Source organism: Pararhizobium sp. LjRoot238 (assembly GCF_964252955.1).
In the GTDB taxonomy this organism is placed as follows: domain Bacteria; phylum Pseudomonadota; class Alphaproteobacteria; order Rhizobiales; family Rhizobiaceae; genus Pararhizobium.
In genome coordinates, this window is record NZ_CAXUPP020000006.1 from 45,986 (window position 1) to 68,049 (window position 22,064).

Here is a 22,064-nt window from a genome sequence, read left to right on the forward strand (position 1 = left end):
AGTTGGTTGCTAAGCGGAGTTGGACAATCCCACTACTTGCCAAGAGGCCGCTTCACGAGAAGCCTCCATCAGCGTCTCCGAAAGCTCTGGATCACTCGCCGCCGTCGCCCGCGCCAGGATCAACCCGCCCACGAGCTGACTATAGATCGCTGCCGCCCCACCCTCGTCAACATCGTCGCCGAGATGCTTCCTAACCTCTTCGATGGCTGCCCGAAGGCCCTTTGCGAAGGTGGCCTGGGCTTCGTCGCCCATTCTGCGAACGTCATGCGCGAGCCCGCTGATCGGGCAGCCGTGCTCGATATCGTCCCGATGTTCGGGCGAGAGATAAAACTCAACTTGCCCCGTGACCGTGGAGAGATCATCACCTGAACCGAGCTGCTTCTCCAGATCCTGCAGTCCCGTATCCATCGCCATAGCGACCACGTCATTCACCAGAGCGTCCTTCGAAGAGAAGTGGTTGTAGAAGCCGCCCTGGGTGAAGCCGGCTCGCTTCATCAGTTCCGTCACGCCGACCGCGTCGGGCCCCTTCTCGCGGAACAATGCGTTTGCAGAGTTCAAAATCGCGCTGCGGTTCTTCAATACGTCGTCCTTCGAGGTACCCATAATCATCCTCCGATCAATGACCCGCCATCACAATTACGATCATAATTGACAAGCCAAATATTTGAGTTCACAGTTATGATCGTAATTGTCAATGATGATAGAAGGAAAAATCGAGATGACCAAGCAGGAAGAGAACAAGGCCCTCGTGCTGAAGGCGTTCGACACGTTGTTCAACAAACGCGACTACGACACCGCATGGGAGTTCTGGTCACCGACCTACATTCAGCACAGCGCGCACATCAAACCGGGCCGCGAGGGCCTGTTCGAACTGGTCAAAACCATCCCGGACACTTTGAATTGGGAGCATCATCTCATCCTCGCGGAAGGCGATTATGTCATCGTCCACGGCCGCTTCTCCGGTAATGGCCGGCCGGCCGCATGGGTCGCCGCCGACGTCGTCCGCATCGAGAACGGAAGGCTCGCCGAGCACTGGGACGTCCTCCAGGACGAAGCGACACGCGCCGAGTCCCAGAGCGGCTTGCCGATGTTCGGCGATAAATTCCCAGAAGAGCTTGAGGCAGCCTAACAAGACACCGATGGTTCCGCATCGGTCAGGCCGATTATCATTCGCGGTCGATCGATGCCGGAATTGTTGGAAGAGAATGTCATCAACAAGGAATCACCCCGGGACTGATATGCAGGCTCGACAAAGAGCTGCTCCGCCCAATCGATGTGCCGGAGAGGAGATAGATTTCCAACTCATCAGGCTGCTCGCGAAGTTATTTCACGAGATGGAACGCGTAACGCCTCAAGCGAGTGGGTCACTTCCGATAGACCAAGCGTTGATCGCCTTCCCGTCTCTTCGAACGATGGTGGATACCTTTCCAACACTCTCGTTAAATCTGAGTTCCGCGTCGTCGCCCGGTCCAATCGCGATGTCGACAAGGCCAACACGGGGTTTCTTCTCATCGCTGCCTTCGCTCACTCATGCGCGCTGGCGTCCCTTCGCTGCTGCAGATCCAGAAGAGCGATTGCGATATCGAAGAAATCGTCGAGCGGCTCACGCGCGGCCGTAACCTTCATCCGGATGACGGCACCTTCCCAGGAGTTGATCAGGAACCGGGCGGTCTTCCTTGCATCGACGCTCGATGGCACATCTCCGAGCTCTTGACCCTCCCTCAGAACGCCTTCCAGGGCGTCTGTCCAACGGCCGAGGGATTCGGCGAGCGCATTCCGGACAAGCGGGGCTTCGTCCGTGGATTCAGCCGCCAAGTTGCCGATCAGGCAGCCGCGGGCGTAGCCGAGCCGGTCGTAACGTTCCGCCATGAAGCCGAAGTGCTGCCGGATCCGCTCCAGCGGACGCAGGGACTTGTCCGCAAGGATGTCGAAACGGGATCGCTCGGAGTAGATCTTGAGAACCTCGAGCGCGAGAAGTTCCTTGGCTTTAAAGTAGTTGTAGAAAGATCCCTTCGGAACGCCAGCGCGTTCGACAACATCGTTCACGCTGGAGCCGTTGTAGCCGAACTCGTGGAACCGCTCGAGCGCCGCCTCGACGATCTTCTGTCGGGTCTTGGAGACCATGATCTGCCCTCTCGTCGTCCGGGGGCGGGAGACATCCATTCCGCCTCCGGACGCTGTGCTTGTGTACCGTAGACCTAGGCGGCTTTTTCCAGTCCTACAAGCATATCGTTGAACTGGTTCACAAACCCGTGCTCCTGCGGTCCCGGATTGTTCCGCAAAGGCTTTGCAACTTCGACCAGCACTTCTGTCGTCGCGGTATCGAGCGCCGTCATCGTCTGGGCAACGAAGTCTTCGAGCGGCATGGCCCGCTCTTCCTCGCGGCTGTTCATCAGGTCGGTACGGACCCACGGCGGTGCAATCTCCAGAACCTCCACCGAGGAGTTTCGCAGCTTGTAGCGCTGCGACATGGAATACGAATGGAGCGCGGCCTTGGTCGCTGAATAGACGGCGGTGATCGCCAGCGGAACGAAGGCGAGCACCGATGAGACATAGGCAACCGTTGCATCGGGCTGCTTCTTCAGATGGTCGATGAAGGCTGACGTGATGCGGATAGGAGCCAGCAAGTTCGTCGAGACGGTGGATACCAACAGCTCATCGTCGATTTCGCCCTCGGCCGCGTCCGGAAGCATGATGCCGGCATTGTTTATGACGACGTTCAGCGACGGATACTTCTTGATAAGGTCATCGACCGTCTGCTTCACCTGCTGCGGATCGTTCACGTCGAGAACGACCGAATCCATTCCAGTATTGGCGTCGAGCGTCTCCTGCAGATTCTGCTTCCGGCGACCGGAGATGATGACCTTATTGCCGTGCTTGTGGAGCGCTTCAGCAAGACCGCGGCCAATGCCGGAGCCGCCACCAGTAATGAAGATCGTGTTGCCTGTGAGTTTCATTTTTCAGTCTCCTTGGATTTTCAGGGTTGAATGGCTTGCGCGCGGCTGGCTTCGCGGGTTGTCGCCACGAGAAGGCCGAGGGCCACGACTTCGAACACAGCGGCAACCCAGCCTAGATTTGCCACCGAACCATTTGAAATCACTACGGAACCAAGTGCAGCGCCTGCCGCAAATCCGGCGTACATGAACGATGCATTCAGGGATAAAACAATCGGAGCCAATTGATGGCCGCCGATGCCGATCAGGCGGGAGATCTGCGACGGGAAGAAGGCCCAGGCCGTCAGACCCCAGACGATGACTGCGACCACGACCGGCGCGATCGCCTGGCCCGGCGTCACGAAGTAAGCGCTGGCGGAAAGCATCAGGAACGCCATCGCAAGAAGGGTCAGCGCAGGAGCTATGACCGCGTTCGCGCCGACGCGGTCGTTGAGCGCGCCACCGCCGAAGACGCTTGCTGCGGCAGACAGTCCCCAAATGGAGACGATGGCGCTGATGCCGTTGCTGGAAGCCCCTATCGTCGACGTCAGGTATGGAGCGATGTAGGTCCAGGCCGTGAAAGCGCCTGCAGCCCAGATGAATGTGACGAGCAGTGCCATCAGAATCTGAGGATTACCAGCGACTGCGACACGTTCCCTAAGTGACGCCACCTTCATGTGGTCGCCGACGCCCTGGTGCAGGCCGAAGATCAGGCCAGTGACGGCAATGTGGGACAGCAGTCCGACACCGAGGAAGGTCATGCGCCAGCCGAAGGCGTCGCCGACCAGTGAGCCCAGGGGAAGGCCCAAGGCGATTGCAAGAGTGATGCCGCCGTTGACGATCGCGAGCGCCCTTCCTCGCTTCTCCGGAGACACGACCGCCCCCGCCAGCGCATTCGCGTTCGGCGTGTAGAGGCCCGCTGCCAGAGCGAGCAGGACTCTGGCCATCATGATGCCCCAGTAGTCGCGCGACGCCCAAGCGACGAGGTTGGCCGCGGCGAAGGCGAGCATCGACCAGATAAGAAGCTTGCGACGGTTCAGGCTGCCCGTAAGGGTCGTCAGGATCGGCGAACTGATAGCGAGGGTGAGCGTGAAGATGGTCACGAGAGAACCCACTGCGGCAATCGGCACCGAGAGGTCGGCCGACATCTTCGGCAAGAGTGGGACGATCATGAAGCCCTCGGTTCCGATAGCGAAGGTTCCGAGGGCCAGGAAGTAGATCGGCTTGAAGGAGCCGGAGCCTGTTGACGACGACATGGTATCCATTCCTTCATATCCCGAACTCGAAATAATATGACCGGTCGTATTATTTTTGTCAACAGAGCTTGGGCGGGCGCACCCGGTCCGTCGGTGGCGAGGAGTGCGCCCGCGGCTACGTCAGGCTTCTTCCAGGGCCTTTTCGTAGCGTGCAAAGTCGGTGTAGCCGCGGTTGTCCCCGCCCCAGAAGCTGTCGCGGTCGTACTTGTTGAGAGGCAAGTTGTTCTTCAGGCGGTACGGCAAGTCCGGGTTGGCCGAAAAGTGCCGGCCGAACGCAACCATATCCACGGTGCCGCTGTCGACGATCTGTTCGGCACCTTCCCGCTCGAAGCCACCAGCGGCGATGATGCGGCCATTGTAGACCTTGCGGATCTGGGCCGCTGCAATCGGAGGCTTGCCTTCGACCGGAGCCTCACCGCCGACAATCCGCGGCTCAATGATGTGGAGGTAGGAGAGATCGAATTTGTTAAGCTGATCGGCGGCGTAGCCGAACGTCGCTTCGGGATTGCTGTCAGACATGGATGCCCATCTGCCGCCAGGGCCTAGACGAACGCCGACACGGTTCTTGCCCCAGACGGAGACTGCAGCATCGGTCACGTCAAGCAGGAGACGGGCCCGGTTTTCGACAGACCCGCCATAGGCGTCGGTGCGCTTGTTGGATCCATCCTGCAGGAACTGGTCGAGCAGGTAGCCGTTCGCGCCATGGACTTCGACGCCGTCGAAGCCGGCCTGCTTGGAGCGCTCGGCACCGCGGCGGAATTCCTCAACGATGCCGGGCATCTCGCTGATATCGAGAGCACGGGCCGGAGAGGCAGGAGTCCAACCGTCCTTCGTGAAGACGACCTGCTCGAACGGCACGGCCGACGGTGCGACCGGCTGCCGGCCTTTGGTCATCTCAACATGGCTCTGGCGGCCAACGTGCCAGATCTGCAGGAAGATCTTGCCACCCTTCGCATGAACCGCGTTGGTGACCTTCTTCCAGCCAGCGATCTGGGCGTCGTCATAAATACCCGGAGCGCCGAGATACCCCCGGCCCAGTATGGACAGATAGTGACTGAATTGATCTTCTTCCAAGTCGGGGAGAAGTCCATGCCACGTCAGTTCACGACATATCAGTTCGATCTGTTCTCGGGCCTACACAGCAGGAAGAGGCCGGCTATACCGCAATGGCAGGCGTTGCCGGAGGAGGCGCGCCAGACACTGACGGCGCTCATAGTGCGACTGCTCGTCGACCACGCAAACGGCGAGAGCTCCTCGCAGCAGAAGGAGGCCGGTGATGATTCATGAGAAAATCGGACCGCACATCTGGAACGCAAGGCGATCCTGTATGTCCGGCAGTCCTCGGCCCATCAGGTTCTGCACAATCGCGAAAGCAGTGCTCTTCAATACGCCATGCGCGACCGCCTGACCGCACTTGGCTGGTCGTGCATTGAGACGGTGGATGACGATCTTGGTCGGTCAGCGGCAGGCGGTGTAACCCGCGCCGGTTTCGACCGGATGGTCGCCGAGGTCAGCCTTGGCAAGGTGGGGGCGGTTGCGGCACGAGAGGTATCGCGCTTTGCCCGCAACAGCCGAGACTGGCAACAACTCATCGAGATGTGCCGTGTCGTTGATACCGTTCTAATCGACCAGGAAGCGGTCTATGCGCCGCGCCAGGGTAATGACCGCCTACTGCTGGGACTGAAGGGCAGCCTCAACGAATATGAACTCGATCTTCTGCGTCAGCGTTCCCTTTCCGCACGCTACGAGAAGGCCCGCCGTGGCGAGCTTGTCGTCGCTACCCCGGTCGGCTTCGTAAAGGCCGGTGACAGGATCGAGAAAGATCCCGATCGACGTGTTCAGGAAGCCATTACACTGGTCTTCAACAAGGTCGCCGAACTCGGAAGTGCAAGACAGGCCCTGCTATGGTTCCTCGAACATGGGCTGGACCTGCCTGTCAGGCGTGCCAATGGCGATGTCGTCTGGCGCAGGCCAAACTATGCGACTGTCCACCGGATGATCGAGAACCCGATCTACGGCGGCGCTTATGCTTATGGTAAGAGTCGTTCTGTGTCAGGATACGGTGGCCGATCTGGAATTCGCCGCAAGTCGCGTGATGAATGGCTTGCGTTGATCCCGGATGCGCACGAAGGCTATGTCAGTTGGGAACGGGCGGAGGAGATCCGCAAGATGGTCAGCGACAATGTACCCGCGAGCCGCCATCATGGAGCGCCGAAGCATGGCGACGCCCTGCTTGCCGGCCTTTTCCGCTGCAAAAGGTGCGGCCGGAAGCTGACGGTTCGTTACACAGGGACCAACCATAACATTCCGCGGTATTCCTGCTGGCGTGGTCTGCTCGACAATGGCGAACCACGCTGCATCGCCTTCGGCGGCCTGCGGGTCGATGACGCGATCGAAGAGGCGCTACTCGGGGTGGTCGAACCGGGAGCCATTGCCGCCGCCGCCGAGGCGGAACGCAATATGACCAGCCAACGTGACCAGGTCCGCGACGCCCTCCAGCGCGATCTTCAGGCGGCACGCTATGCCGCCGACCGGGCATTCCGGCAATATGACGCGGCTGATCCTGAGAACCGGCTGGTGACGTCGGAACTTGAGGCGCGGTGGAACAAGACGCTCGCTCGCGTCGGCGAGATCGAGAATAAGATTGCCGGCCATGACGCTGCGACGCCTCAACCATCGCCGATGTCGACATCAGCGATGGCAGCCCTTGCGGAGAACCTTCGTGCCGTCTAGGCAGCGCCATCGACCGATGCCAGGCTCAAGAAACGCATCGTGCGCACGGTCATTCATGAAGTGATCGCCGACCTCGACGACGTAACCTCCGAGATCGTCCTCGCAATCCACTGGGTTGGCGGTGTCCATACGCAACTGCGCCTGCCGAAGAGGCATCGCGGCCAAAGAAACGCTACGCCCGACGACCTCATCGAGGCGGTAAGGCAGCTTGCCCTCATTGCCAATGATGATGTGATTGCCGGTGTACTCAATCGCAATGGACTGTCAACAGGCAACGGCAATCGCTGGACCCGTGAACGCATCACGGAACTTAGATCATACCGCAAGATTCCGGTCTTCCGCCCGCAGCCAGATGGGATCGAGCCTTGGCTTAATCTGGGAAATGCGGCACGATCCCTCGGTATCGCCCCCAAGACGTTGAGGCTTGCCGCTGAGGCCGGCGAGATCGAGGGCGTTCATCCCTTGCCTGAAGGTCCGTGGATCTTCAGCCGGACAAAACTCACAACCCGCAAGCCCAACAGATCGTTGATCGCGCCCGACAGAACCCCAGATACCCCGCAGGATCGCATCCAAATCAGGAAAATCTATTCCCTTCAATAACATAGAAAGATGGGGCGAAAAACACCTTGCCGGCGGGCGCCAGCAGCAGGACGCGTTACGCGCGCAGCGCCGCCTCGTCTTCCCTGCGCCCCATGAGCCGCTCGGCCACCACGGGCATTTCAGGGCCAGTCGCTGGATAGAGAATGGGCCTCGAATCCATGCAAGAGGGCATGCTTGAGCACTTATCATCATTAGTACTCGCCTAACCACACTGCCCGTCGCTACATAATTATGTCCGATAAGCTTGCCTTATCGGACATTCTGCTCTCTATATATGGAATGATCCAAATCATCGAGCAGAACCGCGAAAATCACGCCGAGGAGAACCCCGCGCCGTCTGACAGCACGGCGCATTCTGGTGATGTTTCTGTGCTGCCGTCGCCGGCCGACAAGGCCGCTACCCTTCCCGGCCATCTCGAGGACCTTGCCGGTCGCGCCCGCTCCTATGTCGAGGCCGCCAGCTCCACCAATACCCGTCGCGCCTACGCCGCCGACTGGAAGCATTTCGCCGCCTGGTGCCGCCGCCAGAATGTCTCGCCCTTGCCGCCGGTTCCGCAGGTCGTCGGCCTCTACATCACCGCCTGCGCCTCCGGAACCACCGAACGCGGCATGAAGGCGAACTCCGTCTCGACCATCGAGCGGCGCCTCTCCGCCCTCAGCTGGAATTATGCCCAGCGCGGCGGCCAAAAACTTGACCGCAAGGACCGCGCGATCGCCACGGTGATGGCCGGCATCCGCAATACCCACGCCGCCCCGCCTCGGCAGAAGGAAGCCATTCTGCCGGAAGACTTGATCGCCATGCTGGAGACGCTGGACAGGGGAACCCTGCGCGGCTTGCGTGACCGGGCGATGCTGCTGATCGGCTTTGCCGGCGGGCTTCGGCGCTCGGAAATCGTCGGCCTCGACCTTGGCCGCGACCAGACCGAGGATTCTTCGGGCTGGATCGAAATCCTCGACAAGGGCATGCTGCTGACGTTGCGCGGCAAGACCGGCTGGCGCGAGGTCGAAGTCGGCCGCGGCTCCTCCGACGCCACCTGCCCGGTGGTCGCGGTCGAGACCTGGATCCGCTTCGCAAAGCTCGCCAAAGGCCCCCTCTTCCGCCGCGTCGCCGGCAAAGGCAAAGACGTTGGGCCAGATCGTCTCAACGACAAGGAGATTGCCCGCCTGGTCAAGTCGACGGCCCTTGCCGCCGGTGTTCGCGGTGATCTCAGTGAAGGCGAGCGCGCGCTAAAATTCTCGGGCCATTCGCTGCGCGCCGGCCTTGCCTCCTCGGCCGAGGTCGACGAGCGTTATGTCCAGAAGCAGCTCGGCCATGCCAGCGCCGAAATGACCCGAAAATATCAGCGGCGGCGTGACCGCTTCCGGGTCAATCTCACCAAGGCATCCGGGCTTTGAAAAGCCCCCTCCCCTACTCCGCGCGGCGGGTATGCCCGACGTCCGAGAGTATGCCTCCGCAGGCGGCCCGGCCCATGCCCACGCCGTCCGACTAACCGTGCCGCCTCAACGCCAGAAACGTTTCGTTTCGACAAGGGTGTCGTGCGCTTCTGCCGCTTGGTGCAGAAGTTTCGCCTTGTCGTCCGCGCTGAAGAGGTCCTCCGCGCCCACCACATCCGACAGTCCGAGCGCCGACAGCATATCAGGAGCAGTGGCAAGATCGTTCAGACTACCGAGCTCATCCTGAAGACCTGACATCGCCGTGATGAAGCGGCGGTGGCGTTTGGCATGAGCCTTGTAAAGCGGCTCGAAGAACTCTGCCGCATAGCGCAGTTTCTTTGCGGCTATGCGCACTTCATGGCGTGTCTCGTCATCTGCATCGATGAGATCGTTGCCCCCCTTCGCCACCTTTTTCCAAAGTTTATCAAACACGCCGGAGGCGAAATCCCTTGAGGACTGCTCGTGCAATGTTTCGTCCGATTGGTCGGTTCGCCAGTCTCTAATGGAAATCCACCCGGCGGCATCGATCATCAAGGAGCGGGCGCGCACCGAGGAGAGCGATGCTTCGACCGCCCCGTAGGCGTCGGCGCGCGCATCTTGAAGACGGCGTGAAAGAGCTTCGCTCGAAGCGCGGTCGATCATCACGTCGATGTTGCGCGCATCGCCAAGTTCCGAGGCGAGCCATCGCAATTCTCCTCGCAGGTGGTCGAAACGGCTGTCGTTAAACAGGGATTTGCAGATCGAGCAAAGGGAGCGCAGCCGTCGCAGCGATATGCGAGCCTGGTGCAGGGCCTCGGCATCGCGGGACCAGCCCAGCGCTGTTTCATTGAGACGAAACTGTCTGAGACACGCCGCGGCGATGCGCGCGAAAGCCGTTGCCGCGCTCATGTCGGACGTGAGCGGGGTCGGAGCCGCTTTCACAGCACCGGGGGCTGGCCCAAGCAGACGATAGCCCCGTTCCGCTTTGCTCAGCACCCCGAGATGCGCCGGTGTGATCAGGTCGACTTTGCGGGCGAGCGCAAACAGCGCTGTCGGTGAGCCCGCCTTCTTTTCAAACTCGATCTCGCACAGCGGCGCCTCGCGATCCGCTGCAACGACCTTGCCAAGATCCAAAGCGACTTCGATTGTGGCGTCGCCGTCCATGACATTCCAACGATGCCGTTTGACATGAACCTCGAACAAGGGCACGAGCTTTGGGCCAGCGCCTGCAAGCAGGTCTCGGATCTGCGGATCGTCAAGATCCGGTGCATCGCCGACGACCGGTCCCTCAAATTCCTCGCGTGTGAACGATCCGGCCGCGGCGCCGTCGCTGGCTTTGACGGTCTGTATCCGCTCGTTTCCCGATTGCCGGATGCGCAGCGACAGGCCACGCTTGGAAAGATCCCATCCGGGAGTGTCAAAATATATGGACTTCTGCTGAAGGATCGTGGGCGCGGAGTCGAAGGGATTTTTCTTCAGGAGCTGCGCCGCACCCGACGGTGAAAGTTCGAGCTTCAGTTCCGTTTCCTGCATGATCCCCTCGGCGCAGCGTCCCTTCACCGTAATGGCCGGGACCGCACCGCATGTTCCGTCATCAAACTGTCATAAACAACTGCCCGTCGCGGCTCTCATGCCGGTAAATCGGAAGACGCTGATGTCCGCAAATATCAGCGCTGACGCTACCGGTCCACGTTAGCCTCACCAAGGAATCTGGGGCCTTGAAACGGCCCCTGCCCTCCCCAACGTGAAGCCGTAAGGTCAGAATCGAGGGCTAGATTTTCAGCTTACGGCTTCAATTGAAATTGGGAAGTAAAAGCCACACTTCGGCTCGCGCTACAGCCGGAAGAACGGTTAATAGAGGCAAATCGCTGAATTAATAAGCCATTGTTCTAACTACGATAACTTGTCAATATTGAAGCTATCATACCATTAGATTCAATCGTATTGCATACTTTTTTCACCCACATAATATATAGAGCGAAGCCTCTCCGCCGACTGTACAGAGGGAGCGCCAGCGGATACCACAGCGTCGAAAAGCGCTGAAAAACAGCGCTTTTTCAGGTCATGATAACTGCAACAGCGGCTCAAGAGACGTTTACAAACGTTCCTTTTCTCACACATTGCGTAATTGTAAAAAGTCGGCCAGAATCGGCCTATGTCAGCGCCGTATCCGTCCCCCTCCCCTACCCAACCCCGCCGTCTCGTCGGCTATGCCCGACCGCCGGTCCAGAAGGAGGCGACGATGCCGCAGGACATCATCGCCATGCGCGAAATCCTCGACAGCGGCATTCGCGACTGCTCAGATTTGCTGGCGGATTGCGACGCTCGGAAATCGTCGGGCTGGATGTCGGCCGGGATCAGCGCGAGGACGGCCGTCGCTTTATCGAGGTCCTCGACAAGGACCGGCCCGCGTCAACCTCACCAAGCCGCCTGGCTGTAGGGCGATATACTGTAGCCTGTGATCGCCTCCGCTATCAGCGAAAGCGATCAAACCTGTTTCCACGGCCCGCGCCAAGCACAGGACCAGATCAATCCTCATCGCCAGCCGGCACCTCAATCGGCTCGCGGACGGCGGAAAGGATCGTGCGTTTGCCGACATGGTTCGCCGGTCCGACAAGCCCTTCCCTCTCCATGCGTTCGACGAGCGAAGCGGCTCTATTATAGCCGATCTGCAGGCGGCGCTGAATGTAGGAGGTCGAGCACTTCTTGTCACGCAGCACGACCTTGACCGCCTTGTCGTAGAGATCGTTGCCGTCTTCCTCGGCCATCGCGCCCTTGTCGAAGACCGCGCTGTCCCCCTCCGCGGCCTCGTCGGCGTCCTCGGCATCCTCGGTTACGGTGCCAAGGTATTCCGGGCGCCCTTGCGTCTTCAGATGCGCGACCACCTTCTCGACCTCCTCGTCCGACACGAAGGGACCATGCACACGCGCGATCCGCCCGCCGCCGACCATGTGCAGCATATCCCCCTGCCCCAGCAGATGCTCGGCGCCCTGCTCGCCGAGGATCGTCCGACTGTCGATCTTGGAGGTCACCTGGAAGGAGATGCGGGTCGGGAAGTTGGCCTTGATCGTGCCGGTGATGACATCAACCGAGGGGCGCTGCGTCGCCATGATCAGGTGGATGCCGGCGGCGCGCGCCATCTGAGCGAGCCGCTGGATGGCACCCTCGATCTCCTTGCCTGCGACCATCATCAGGTCGGCCATTTCATCGACGATGACGACGATATAGGGCATCGGCGCGAGGTCCATTTCCTCCTGCTCGAAGATTGCCTCGCCGGTCGAGCGGTCAAACCCGGTCTGTACCGAGCACAGGATCGTCTCACCCTTGGCCCGAGCCGATGCGGCGCGCGCGTTGAAGCCGTCGATGTTGCGCACGCCGAGCCGCGACATCTTGCGGTAGCGGTCTTCCATTTCGCGAACCGCCCATTTCAGCGCCATCACGGCCTTTTTCGGATCGGTCACAACCGGCGTCAGCAAATGCGGAATGCCGTCATAGACCGAAAGCTCTAGCATCTTCGGATCGACCATGATCAGCCGGCATTCCTCCGGCTTCAGCCGATAGAGCAAGGAGAGGATCATCGTATTGATCGCCACCGATTTGCCTGAACCCGTGGTACCAGCGACCAGAAGATGCGGCATCTTGGCAAGCTCTGCCACCACCGGCTCCCCGCCGATCGTCTTGCCCAGGCATAGCGCCAGCTTGAAGCGGGTCTCGCCGTAGTTTTCGGATTCGATCAGTTCGCGGAAATAGACGGTCTCACGGACCGGGTTCGGCAGTTCGATACCAATGACGTTGCGGCCCGGCACCACCGCGACGCGCGCCGACAGGGCCGACATGGAGCGTGCGATATCATCCGAAAGGCCGATGACACGCGAGGATTTCACGCCCGGCGCCGGTTCGAATTCATAGAGCGTAACCACCGGACCTGGCCGCACATCGATGATCTCGCCGCGAATGCCGAAATCCTCCAGCACACTTTCCAACAGGCCGGCGCTTTGTTCCAGCGCCTCCTGCGTAATGATGGCCGTTTCCTGGACGGACGGTTCCTGCAAAAGCGTAACGGGCGGGAAAACGTAGTCGTCCGTGTCCAGGCCGATCGAGGTATCGGCGATTTTTGCTACGGTCTCAGGCTTGATCTCCCGAACCGGTTCAGACGTGGCCGCCAGGGGGGGCACGTCGCGGGCCGGCTCGATAGGAGCCCGAGCGGCCGGAAGCCGCGATTTCACTTCGGCCAGTTCCACCGGCGGCAACTTCTCAGGCGCCTTGGCAAGCGCGGTCCTTACCACAAGGAGCCCCGCCGACGGCGCGCTCACGCGCCTGACGCCTATCTCCCGATAGAGTGCCGTGACAGAGTCCGGCGCCACCTGAAACTCGGGCGCCTGCCAGCGCGCCACCGGCATCAGCACGTCCATATCGGCAGCCATATCCATGGCACTCCAGAACACATCATCGGAAACATCGTAAAGGGCATTCGGTCGTTTCGCGGCTGTTTCCCAGGCGTCCACGGACTGCGGATCTTCGTCAGCCGGGAAGCAGGCGAGATCAATGGCAGCAGTCTCCATCATTTCGAAGACCGGGTTGGCATCCGCCTGCAATTCCATCTCCCGTTTGAGACGCAGCGAAAGGAGCTGAATGCCGGATGTAGCCTGCTCTGCTTGCGCTATGGCAACGGGGGGTTCACCTGCCACAGGATTTTCGGCGGTCGAAGCAACGCCCTTGTTGTCACTCCCCTCTGCCTTGGGATCCGGATAAGCCGGCGCTGGCTGTTTTTTTGCTTCAGCGGGCAAGCGCTTCGAATAGACACTCTCCGGCGTGCGGGTGAAGCGCACGTTGGGTCTGAGCACAAAGGCGCTTTGCCACACCGGCGCATCCTCGCGCCCCTCGATTTCGCTTGCAGCCATGGCATCCGTATCGGTTCCGGTCGCATTTTCCTCACCGTTCGGATCGATCGGCGAACCGTAGACGCGCCGCTGATGCTCGGCTTTCGCCAGATGATCGTCGTGGTCTGCGGGCCGCTCTCCCGTGTGATCGAAGGGGTTCGAAAAATTGGTTCGGGAAAGACGCATAGGGACCTGCTCACTCATAATTCACGGGCAATGGGCACATCCTTTTCAATAGAAAATAAAGGTTAATCACCTCTTTCTAGCCTGCCTTTCTCACAGAATTTCCGTTGGCTCTGGCGAGCGCCATCAGCATCGGGCCGATGGCAAATTCGCCCCTTTCGGCGCGTCGTGTCAGGTCTCGGAGATAACCGCCGGCGGAGTTGATATGCCCGGCCCGCTCGAGAATGCAGGCAATCACGGTCGCGGCATTTTCCGCTCCGAGTATCTCGCAAGCCTGTTGATAGGCATCGGGGCTGACGCCAAGCATCGAACGCACAACAACCGCTGCCGCCATCAAATCGCGCCAGGTCGAAATGGCTCCGCCTGCCCCGTAATCGGCAATCTGGGGGCATGCCTGCAGCACCAGAGCCAGCGGAAACGCCTTGATGCCAAGACCTGGCGGACTGCGATGACTTTCGTTGGCTGCACCGGCCGCATTAACGCTGCGTTTACCAAGATCTGCGTCCTTCTGTCCCTTCGTCACGGGCAGTGTTTGCCGATCGATTTCGGATTTTTCGCCCTGCTTCGTTTCGATTGCAGGTTCAGATTCAGAGATGGAATCGGTATTTGAATTCTGTATGTGCCGCTGATTTTGAAAGGGATTGCCGCTTATTTTCCTTGAATCGATGTGCATTTCCAAGAGATTGACGATCTCTTCGCGCAGCATCTCCATCTCCTCGAGCGCCGTCGTCAGCACATCTGGTGTCGGTGTGCGCGGAATCGCCATTACCAGGGCACGGAAATGCATGCTGATCATCTCCCAGTCGCCCCTGGCGCCCTCCTCCGCGGCCGTTTCGATCAGCTTGGCGACGTCGCGGCGGCACAGTGTCAACCGCTCGCGTAGCCGCTGCAGATGCAGTCGTTCGGCCGTCACTTGCGCCGCCAGGCTTTCGACTTCATCCGCACGTGCAAGAAGCGGCGCCAGGGAAAAACCGAAGGCCTCGTCAATCGCACCGGCGCCGTTCCTGCGCACATAACGTTTGCCGTTTGGACTGTCCTTGCGAATAATGAGCCCAGCTTCGACCAACACCGCGAGATGACGCCGGATCGTCTGTTCTGTCATCCCATGGGACCGCAGTGACAACTGCGCATTGGACGGGAAAACGACGAGCCCGTGCGCCTCTGATAGTTCGTCCTTTGGATAGAAACTCAGAAGCGCATTCATGACCGCGAGCGCGCGATCGGTGACGCCGATCAGCGGCCTTGCTTCGCACAGCGCCCGGAAGAGTTTCCACTTGTCGACGGTCTTGCCGTCCTCGATCTCTCGCGCCATGACCTGATTGGCCAACATGCCAAGCGTCATCGCCCGCCGCCCAAAGGGCGTCGCCACACTTCCACCTTCCATCGCGTCTGCCTTTCGTCGGGCAAAGCCACTCAGCTCGTCAAAATGACGCCGATCTCAATGAAGAGACTTGACTACGATTCCAGGAAGTGTGATTCTCTCAGTCGCCAAACAGTCGAGAAGGGCTTCCGGAATGCATTTCGGGGGCCTTTTTCTTTGCCGATTTTTGTCTGCTACCCATCCTTCGATAGCGGTTGATCTTGAGGGGCCCACATGGGCGCCCGGCGTAAGCTAGTATCGGCCATCCCGTTTGCGGCTGGCCGTAAATTCCACGTAGAGATCGTCCAGCCGATCGGCGAGATAGCTGCCGAATTCGGGCACCTGCCGCTCATCGAAAACGATCCGGGTCTGAACATCGTCCCGCTCGATCCGGGCTGCTTTCTTGCCCTGCGGGTTCTTCCATTCCTGTGCCTTCGGCTTTCTCTTCGCCGGCTCGGCGCCGAGCATTTCGAACACACGGCTGAACCGCGTATCGCTGTCAGTCGCTAGAAACTCCACGTCCGCGATCAGGGCATCGAGCGTGTTCTGTTTCCGCTCCAGCCGATCGGCCAACGCCGCCCAGCGCGCCCTGCCCGCTTTTGGCGCCGGCCCGATCGCCTGAACCAGATATTCCGGAATACTGCGCGCGATGGAGATGTAGCGGCTGAGGTCAGCCTTGTCGGTCGAGAGCGCCGCCATGATCGTCGTCCGGTCGTAGCCGCCATCTTCGAGGCGTCGCGCGAATTGGGCTTTTTCGATATAGGACAGATCCTGCCGGTCGAGATTTTCCTTGCCCTGCGCGATGACGAGTTCGTTGTCCGTCAGTGTCTGGACAATGGCCCTGACTGTCTTGCCGAGCTTGGCTGCGGCCCGCAGACGCCGGCGGCCATAAGCCACCTGGAAGCGTCCGGGCGCGGTAGCCTGGGGCCGAACGAGGATCGGAACCTGCTGGCCATTTTCTCGGATGCTCTCGACGAGCGCCTCAAAACCGGGATCGACCGCTATCGAAATACGATCGCTCACAGAGGAGCTATCGATCTGCGACGGATCCAGATCGATCACGGTGGATCCGGACGCCAGCTGCTCCTGCAATTTTGCGGCGCTGCGCGCACCCTCGGTCATTTCCTGCAGTGACGCGCCCATAGCTGAAATGGCGCCCGTGCGGACGCGATCTGGGCTTTTTTCAACGCCGGCAACTGGCGCGGAGCCTTCCGGCCTGCGCATAAACAAAGTGTTGACGGTATCTTTTCGGCTCACGACAGATCACCCCGATTTAGATGCTTTTGAGCCGCGGCGCCTTGGAAACAGCAGAAGTTGGGAGCTCCCAACAGGTGCGGCCGGGTGGCATAGCCCCTGGGTCCAGTGGATATGCCACTCGAAAGATCCCGTTCATCGGGCGAAGCACGGAACCGTTTGAAATGCACTGTTGGGAGCTCCCAACAAACTGCGGGCAGTGGGAGGAGAGGGCTCATTTTGGCGTGCGCCCCCACGCTTGCCGAATGAGGGATTCGACTTCGCCGTTCACCGCGTCGAGTGCTTCCATTGCCCGGTCATAGGTCGAACGAGTGAGGTTCTCCCGGCCGATCTCGTACAGTGTCTGCTTCGTTAGACCCGCATCGGAAACCGCGGCCGACTTCACCATCGGATTGGTCATGACGTGATCGTCGAACAGATTGCGAAGGAGGGCGGCGACCTTGGTCTGCGGCGCGTCCTGAGGTTCATAGCGGGTGAGAAGATAGCGGATGAAATCATATTTCAGTTCGCCGCCCGCCTCGCGAACGACGGCCAGTAGGTCATGTGTCATCAACAGGAACTGGCTCATTGACGCCACGTCGAGCATTTGCGGATGGATCGTCACCACCATCGATGTTGCCGCGCAAAGGCCACTCAGCGTCAAGTAACCGAGCTGCGGCGGGCAATCGATGACGACCACGTCATAGCCGTCAGCGATTTCATCGAGCGCACGCGCAACGCGGGTGAAGAAAATTCCGTCTCCATCGCGGGAGCCGCTCGTCAGGGCGCGCGGAGTCGTATGCTCAAACTCCATCAGCTCAAGATTACCCGGCACGAGATCGAGGCCGTCGAAATAGGTGTTGCGGATGACGTCCGCCAGCGGGCGCTTTTCCTCATCATAGCGGATGGCGGCGTAAAGCGTCTCGTTCGACCTGACATCGGTTTCCGGCAGGACGCCGAGAAGGGCGGAGAGGCTTGCCTGCGGATCAAGATCGACGGCAAGCACCCGATATCCCTGCAGCGCCAGATATTGCGCCAGGTGCACAGTCGTGGTCGTCTTGCCCGAGCCGCCTTTGAAATTGGTGACGGCGATGACCTGGAGGTGATCATCGGGGCCGCGGCGCGGCACAAGGTTATAGGCTTCGCGGCCCCGCGCCGTCTGCGCCAGCTTTTCGCGCAATTCGTTGATCTGCCGCAGGGTATAGAGGCGGCGTCCGTTGCTGGTGAGTTCGGGCTGCGGTCCTTCGCCGGCAAGCGTCATTTTGCGCAGCGTCGAATCCGAAACTCCCATGAGGCGAGCCGCCTCGCCAGAGGTGAACCGCCGCAAGGTCTTGTTGGCCGTGGGCGGAAAGAGGGCCTCGCTGATCGCTTGCAGCTGCGAACTGATAACCGCCGCATGATCTCCGATCGTCTCATCGACGGTCTTGCGCTCAATCTTGGTCGCTCGAATTGCATTGCTCACGTTCAAAAACTTTCGTCACGGTAAAATTGCCGGATGGGGGATATAACCGTGACGATACGCAACGCAACGATTCGTGCAAGAAGTTATTGGTTAACAGAAGGTTAACACAGCGGGATAAGAAAATGAATCCGCCGCCGCCCAAAACACGATTCACTCATGAATCCAAGGCGTTCCTGATCTCCGCCGAAGCGCGGCGCCGCGCGAGTGCCAACCCAATGTTTCATGTTAACAATCATGCGGCAACCTGCGCTATATGGACGACAGGGACGACGAAATGCGCGACTCATGCACTCTTCGGCGTGTTTCATCCCGAATCGCGGTGCAATACCGTACCATCCAAAGCTATCGCCTGCCCCTTGATCCTACGGAAGAGGGGAGGACAATCGCGCCTCGCATGGGGGCCGCTACGCTCGAAGCCGTTCGGGGCGCCACGGAAAAACACGCATTTTTCTTGGCAATACCCGGAACATTCCGTTTCCCTGCGCGTTAAGCGCCGGGTCGATTTCTGTCGACATCAAACACCGTGTTTTGCAACGATGCGAGGATGTGCAGATGAACAACCTGTTACCACAACTTCATGAAGGACATGCGCCGATCACGCTGCACCAGTTGTTCCGCGACGCCCTGGAGGCCTATGACGATTGGGTTGAAGGTTCAGATGCTCCGGCGGTGTACTATCAGGGCATGCCGGTTCCGATCGGAGTCGTGTTCGATCACATGCGCAATTGCACGGACATTCTGCCGAACAATATGGTCAGCGCCGTTACCGAGCGACTGACAAAGCCCTGGACCAGCGACAGCCCCCTTGATGAAATGACCTTTTCGACTGCGGCACGTGTCATGTGTGTCCTGATCAGAAAGAGAGAAATGCGGCGCACCGGCGGCGATATCAACGCCTTCATCCGCCGGTTCGAAAAGCGGCGCTCAGACCGTGTCTAGCGTTGAGGTCTAGCGGCCATTTCGGCGCAGCCAATGGCGGCATGGGCAACTCCAATCCCAACAAGTAACGGAAATATATCGAAAAATAACAGGACGTGAAAACGACTTGCTACCATGGGCCTCCCATGGTTAAATGACAAAATATATAGAGTATGCCGTATATTTGTGAACTGGCGTTTGAGTGACAGTGCCAAGGTTCAACAATCCAGCCGCATGATGCGGGGGAGGAGATGATATGACGGTTCATGGTTTCTCGGCGCCTTACGGTTATAGTAGCCAGCCTTTGCAGATCGCCATTGTCGGCCGCGGCTTTTCCGGTTTGATGATGGCAATCGCTCTCCTGAAATCAGTCAGCCAGCCGTTTCAACTGCGCATGTTCGATCCGCAGCCGATCATCAGCGGTGGCCAGGCCCTAGCAACCGCACGCGCGACCGAAATCCTCAACAGCCGCGCCCGCGACCTCTCGGTCTCGACCGGCGAGCCGAAGGATTTCACCCGCTGGCTGCAGGCCAACCAGCATTTTCGCGAAGCCGTCTCCGCCGCGATCCCGGGCTTCGGCCAGATCTTCGTGCCGAAGGCCACCTTCAGCGATTATGTCTATCAGCGGTTTTCCGAAGCCTTGGCGCAACGCACTGATGTCAGCGTCCAGATGTCCAATGAGGGCATCGCCGGTATCCGGCGCAACGACAACGGCTTGTTCGCGCTCGGACTGGCTGATGGCAGCGAAGCAATTTACGACACGGTCGTTCTGGCAACCGGCTATGGGTTGAAGGCCCACCAAGAGAAAACCGAGCAGGATGGTGAAGTCGCTCTGCAAAGCCCCGCAAATGGCGCCCGGCATGTCGTCGTCATGGGCAACGGCCTGCGAGCGGTGGACCAGGTCCTGCAATTGCGCGACGGTGGGTTTGCCGGCCGCATCACGATCCTGTCACGTCGCGGGTTCCTGCCGCAGCCGCATACCCGCATGCCCGCGGATGCCGTCTTCCCGTCGCAACCGATGCCCTCGCAGCTTCGCCATATCGTCCGGTTCGTCCGCAAAGCCTGCGCGGAAGCCGAGGAAAACGGCTGGAGTTGGCAGGCCGCGATGAACGGCCTGCGCAAGCGAGCCCGCACCCTGTGGGCTTCGTTGCCGCCGAGCGAAAAACGGCAATTCAATCGCCATCTGAGAGCCATCTATGACAGCCACCGCAACAGGCTCCCCGCGGACGTGCATGCAAGGCTTGAACGGGAACTGTCCGGCGGCATGACGGAGTTGAAACGCGGGACTACGCTGAAGCGAAGCCCCATTGGGCTTGTCGTGCGGTGGGCCGGTCAGTCCACGGAGGAGCACTTTGCCGCGGACGAAGTCATAGACTGCCGCTGCCTTTCGCCTGACCTGAAAGATCCTGCTATAACCGATCTGCTGCGCGCAGGCCTCGCAAGCACGGACGAACTCGATCTTGGCCTAGCCGTAAACCCAGCCGGCGAACTGCTCACCCCCAGGGGCACGCCCGTTGGCCTGTTCGCCATCGGTCCGCTCGGCCTCGGCTCGCTTCCGGATATCGATCTCGTGCCCGAGATCGTAACGCAGACTTATGCCGCCGCGACGCTGATTGATGCGCGTTCACGGCCGCAATTACAGGCAGGCTGATGGGCCGTAGCCCACGAAAGACCCGATCCCGCGGCCTTCGGGTCGCGGGTCTAATTTCACTCCATCAAATCCACCAATTCGACCTCTAAATGTACGCCTCAGGAATGGGGCTAGCCGTGAACGGATTTTCCATACATGATAAAATTTATAGATATTATTGTTTTGTAACCAGCACCAATCCCGGAAAGACTGTCGGCCAAATGCTAAATCGTATTCCGTACACGCTGGAGACAATCGCATATGAGCACGGTTCCGGAAAAAATCGACGTTCTCTGGTTTCTGCCCACCCATGGGGACAGCCGCTATCTCGGCACCTCCATCGGCGGCCGCAACGTTGACCTCAACTATCTGAAGCAGATCGCCCAGGCCGCCGACAATCTCGGCTACTACGGCGTGCTGATCCCAACGGGCCGCAGTTGCGAGGACAGTTGGATCGTCGCTTCCGCACTTGCACCTCTGACGGAAAAGCTGCGGTTCCTCGTCGCCGTCCGTCCGGGCCTGCTCAGCCCGACGCTTGCCGCCCGCATGACGGCGACGCTCGACAGGATTTCGAGTGGCCGTCTCCTCGTCAACGTCGTCACCGGCGGCGATCCGATCGAGAACAAGGGCGATGGTATCCATTATTCCCACGAGGAACGCTACGAAGTCACCGAAGAATTCCTCGACATCTACAAGGCCGTCCTGCGCGGCAAGGACGTGACGGTCAAGAGCAAGCATTTCGATATCGAGGATGCGAAGCTGTTGTTCAGGCCATTCCAGGAGCCGCACCCGCCGCTCTATTTCGGCGGCTCGTCGGGTATCGGCCAGCAGGTCGCCGCCCGCACGATCGACAAGTATCTCACCTGGGGCGAACCGCCAGAAGATGTCGAGAAGAAGATTGCCGAGGTTCGAGCACTGGCAGATGCCGAGGGCCGTAAGGTCACCTTCGGCATCCGCCTCCACGTCATTGTCCGTGAGACCGCCAAGGAGGCGTGGACCGCAGCGGACGAACTCATCAAATACGTCGATGAAGACACGATCGCCACCGCACAGAAGGTCTTCCAGCGCATGGACTCGGTTGGCCAGAGCCGGATGAGCAAGCTGCATGGTGGCCGCAAGGACAAGCTGGAAATCAGCCCCAACCTCTGGGCCGGTGTCGGCCTCGTGCGCGGCGGAGCAGGGACTGCACTTGTCGGCGATCCCGACCAAGTGAAGGCGCGGATCGACGAATATCGCCAGATCGGCATCGACACCTTCATCCTGTCAGGATATCCGCATCTGGAAGAAGCCTACAAGTTCGGAGAACTCGTGCTGCCCAACCTGCCGCTCAACCATCCGGTGAAGGCCTATTCGGCCGGTGCGAACACTGGGCCTTTCGGCGAAACGATTGCCGGTGACCACCGCCCAAGGCTTAAGGTTTCCCAATCCTGACCTATCCAGCCTAAGGTGCCCCGATGTGTCTC

The 22,064-nt window shown here is 59.9% G+C and carries 18 protein-coding genes and 1 pseudogene; 9 read left to right on the forward strand and 10 right to left on the reverse strand.

Features of this window, described 5'->3' with window-relative positions:
- Positions 1 to 9 precede the first annotated feature (9 nt).
- Entirely contained in the window at positions 10 to 603 is a 594-nt protein-coding gene (locus tag ACSQ3F_RS28785; protein ID WP_436103569.1) for a TetR/AcrR family transcriptional regulator, read from the reverse strand.
- A 115-nt stretch (positions 604 to 718) separates the two neighbouring features.
- Between ACSQ3F_RS28785 and ACSQ3F_RS28790 the strand changes: the two genes are divergently transcribed.
- Positions 719 to 1,129 (forward strand): nuclear transport factor 2 family protein, encoded by a 411-nt coding sequence (locus tag ACSQ3F_RS28790; RefSeq protein WP_436103570.1) that lies wholly within the window; start codon positions 719 to 721, stop codon positions 1,127 to 1,129.
- A 395-nt stretch (positions 1,130 to 1,524) separates the two neighbouring features.
- Here the strand turns inward: ACSQ3F_RS28790 and ACSQ3F_RS28795 are convergent, their stop codons facing one another.
- From ACSQ3F_RS28795 to ACSQ3F_RS28810, 4 genes are all read right to left on the reverse strand, one after another.
- On the reverse strand, positions 1,525 to 2,163 hold the full coding sequence (locus tag ACSQ3F_RS28795) for a TetR family transcriptional regulator C-terminal domain-containing protein (RefSeq protein ID WP_436103571.1): 639 nt from the start codon (positions 2,161 to 2,163) through the stop codon (positions 1,525 to 1,527).
- Positions 2,164 to 2,198: 35 nt separating this feature from the next.
- Positions 2,199 to 2,957, reverse strand: a complete 759-nt coding sequence (locus ACSQ3F_RS28800; protein ID WP_436103572.1) for an SDR family oxidoreductase — start codon at positions 2,955 to 2,957, stop codon at positions 2,199 to 2,201.
- Positions 2,958 to 2,977: 20 nt separating this feature from the next.
- Positions 2,978 to 4,189: an MFS transporter gene (locus ACSQ3F_RS28805; RefSeq protein WP_436103573.1), complete on the reverse strand. Its 1,212-nt coding sequence runs from the start codon at positions 4,187 to 4,189 to the stop codon at positions 2,978 to 2,980.
- 120 nt (positions 4,190 to 4,309) lie between these two features.
- Positions 4,310 to 5,263 carry an alkene reductase gene (locus tag ACSQ3F_RS28810; RefSeq protein WP_436103574.1) on the reverse strand — a complete coding sequence of 318 codons (954 nt, stop codon included), beginning with the start codon at positions 5,261 to 5,263 and terminating at the stop codon, positions 4,310 to 4,312.
- Between the two features lie 15 nt (positions 5,264 to 5,278).
- On the opposite strand from ACSQ3F_RS28810, the gene ACSQ3F_RS28815 reads away from it, so the two are divergent.
- From ACSQ3F_RS28815 to ACSQ3F_RS28830, 4 genes are all read left to right on the forward strand, one after another.
- Entirely contained in the window at positions 5,279 to 5,476 is a 198-nt protein-coding gene (locus ACSQ3F_RS28815) for a hypothetical protein (protein ID WP_028004722.1), read from the forward strand.
- Between the two features lie 69 nt (positions 5,477 to 5,545).
- On the forward strand, positions 5,546 to 6,922 hold the full coding sequence (locus ACSQ3F_RS28820) for a recombinase family protein (protein WP_436103662.1): 1,377 nt from the start codon (positions 5,546 to 5,548) through the stop codon (positions 6,920 to 6,922).
- Positions 6,923 to 6,961: 39 nt separating this feature from the next.
- Positions 6,962 to 7,522, forward strand: a complete 561-nt coding sequence (locus ACSQ3F_RS28825; RefSeq protein WP_436103575.1) for a recombinase — start codon at positions 6,962 to 6,964, stop codon at positions 7,520 to 7,522.
- 279 nt (positions 7,523 to 7,801) lie between these two features.
- Entirely contained in the window at positions 7,802 to 8,917 is a 1,116-nt protein-coding gene (locus tag ACSQ3F_RS28830) for a site-specific integrase (RefSeq protein ID WP_436103576.1), read from the forward strand.
- Positions 8,918 to 9,022: 105 nt separating this feature from the next.
- On the opposite strand, the gene ACSQ3F_RS28835 is transcribed toward ACSQ3F_RS28830, so the two are convergent.
- A complete protein-coding gene (locus ACSQ3F_RS28835; protein WP_436103577.1) occupies positions 9,023 to 10,468 on the reverse strand; it encodes a CHAD domain-containing protein in 1,446 nt (481 codons plus the stop codon).
- Positions 10,469 to 11,144: 676 nt separating this feature from the next.
- Between ACSQ3F_RS28835 and ACSQ3F_RS28840 the strand changes: the two are divergent.
- A pseudogene (locus tag ACSQ3F_RS28840) lies at positions 11,145 to 11,335 on the forward strand (integrase); the annotation flags it as partial.
- Positions 11,336 to 11,463: 128 nt separating this feature from the next.
- On the opposite strand, the gene ACSQ3F_RS28845 reads toward ACSQ3F_RS28840, so the two are convergent.
- From ACSQ3F_RS28845 to repA, 4 genes are all read right to left on the reverse strand, one after another.
- Entirely contained in the window at positions 11,464 to 14,001 is a 2,538-nt protein-coding gene (locus tag ACSQ3F_RS28845) for a DNA translocase FtsK (RefSeq protein WP_436103578.1), read from the reverse strand.
- Positions 14,002 to 14,077: 76 nt separating this feature from the next.
- Positions 14,078 to 15,382, reverse strand: a complete 1,305-nt coding sequence (gene repC / locus ACSQ3F_RS28850; protein WP_436103579.1) for a plasmid replication protein RepC — start codon at positions 15,380 to 15,382, stop codon at positions 14,078 to 14,080.
- Positions 15,383 to 15,610: 228 nt separating this feature from the next.
- Positions 15,611 to 16,615, reverse strand: a complete 1,005-nt coding sequence (gene repB, locus ACSQ3F_RS28855; RefSeq protein ID WP_436103580.1) for a plasmid partitioning protein RepB — start codon at positions 16,613 to 16,615, stop codon at positions 15,611 to 15,613.
- Positions 16,616 to 16,826: 211 nt separating this feature from the next.
- Positions 16,827 to 18,053 (reverse strand): plasmid partitioning protein RepA, encoded by a 1,227-nt coding sequence (repA, locus tag ACSQ3F_RS28860; protein ID WP_436103581.1) that lies wholly within the window; start codon positions 18,051 to 18,053, stop codon positions 16,827 to 16,829.
- Between the two features lie 552 nt (positions 18,054 to 18,605).
- Between repA and ACSQ3F_RS28865 the strand changes: the two genes are divergently transcribed.
- The 3 genes from ACSQ3F_RS28865 (at position 18,606) to ssuD (ending at position 22,032) form a co-directional block, all read left to right on the forward strand.
- Complete coding sequence (locus tag ACSQ3F_RS28865; protein WP_436103582.1) at positions 18,606 to 18,992, forward strand: hypothetical protein; 387 nt, start codon at positions 18,606 to 18,608, stop codon at positions 18,990 to 18,992.
- Positions 18,993 to 19,227: 235 nt separating this feature from the next.
- Entirely contained in the window at positions 19,228 to 20,622 is a 1,395-nt protein-coding gene (locus ACSQ3F_RS28870; RefSeq protein WP_436103583.1) for an FAD/NAD(P)-binding protein, read from the forward strand.
- A 240-nt stretch (positions 20,623 to 20,862) separates the two neighbouring features.
- Positions 20,863 to 22,032, forward strand: a complete 1,170-nt coding sequence (gene ssuD, locus ACSQ3F_RS28875) for an FMNH2-dependent alkanesulfonate monooxygenase (RefSeq protein WP_436103584.1) — start codon at positions 20,863 to 20,865, stop codon at positions 22,030 to 22,032.
- Positions 22,033 to 22,064: the final 32 nt, after the last annotated feature.

Excerpts from the sequence above, each read along its gene's own strand:
- ACSQ3F_RS28785 (WP_436103569.1), bottom strand. The coding sequence starts at position 603 with ATGGGTACCTCGAAGGACGACGTATTGAAGAACCGCAGCGCGATTTTG.
- ACSQ3F_RS28805 (WP_436103573.1), bottom strand. The coding sequence starts at position 4,189 with ATGTCGTCGTCAACAGGCTCCGGCTCCTTCAAGCCGATCTACTTCCTG.
- ssuD (WP_436103584.1), top strand. The coding sequence starts at position 20,863 with ATGAGCACGGTTCCGGAAAAAATCGACGTTCTCTGGTTTCTGCCCACC.
- ACSQ3F_RS28865 (WP_436103582.1), top strand. The coding sequence starts at position 18,606 with ATGAACAACCTGTTACCACAACTTCATGAAGGACATGCGCCGATCACG.
- ACSQ3F_RS28815 (WP_028004722.1), top strand. The coding sequence starts at position 5,279 with ATGCCACGTCAGTTCACGACATATCAGTTCGATCTGTTCTCGGGCCTA.
- ACSQ3F_RS28800 (WP_436103572.1), bottom strand. The coding sequence starts at position 2,957 with ATGAAACTCACAGGCAACACGATCTTCATTACTGGTGGCGGCTCCGGC.
- ACSQ3F_RS28830 (WP_436103576.1), top strand. The coding sequence starts at position 7,802 with ATGATCCAAATCATCGAGCAGAACCGCGAAAATCACGCCGAGGAGAAC.
- ACSQ3F_RS28835 (WP_436103577.1), bottom strand. The coding sequence starts at position 10,468 with ATGCAGGAAACGGAACTGAAGCTCGAACTTTCACCGTCGGGTGCGGCG.
- ACSQ3F_RS28790 (WP_436103570.1), top strand. The coding sequence starts at position 719 with ATGACCAAGCAGGAAGAGAACAAGGCCCTCGTGCTGAAGGCGTTCGAC.
- repC (WP_436103579.1), bottom strand. The coding sequence starts at position 15,382 with ATGGAAGGTGGAAGTGTGGCGACGCCCTTTGGGCGGCGGGCGATGACG.
- ACSQ3F_RS28870 (WP_436103583.1), top strand. The coding sequence starts at position 19,228 with ATGACGGTTCATGGTTTCTCGGCGCCTTACGGTTATAGTAGCCAGCCT.
- ACSQ3F_RS28795 (WP_436103571.1), bottom strand. The coding sequence starts at position 2,163 with ATGGATGTCTCCCGCCCCCGGACGACGAGAGGGCAGATCATGGTCTCC.
- ACSQ3F_RS28845 (WP_436103578.1), bottom strand. The coding sequence starts at position 14,001 with ATGCGTCTTTCCCGAACCAATTTTTCGAACCCCTTCGATCACACGGGA.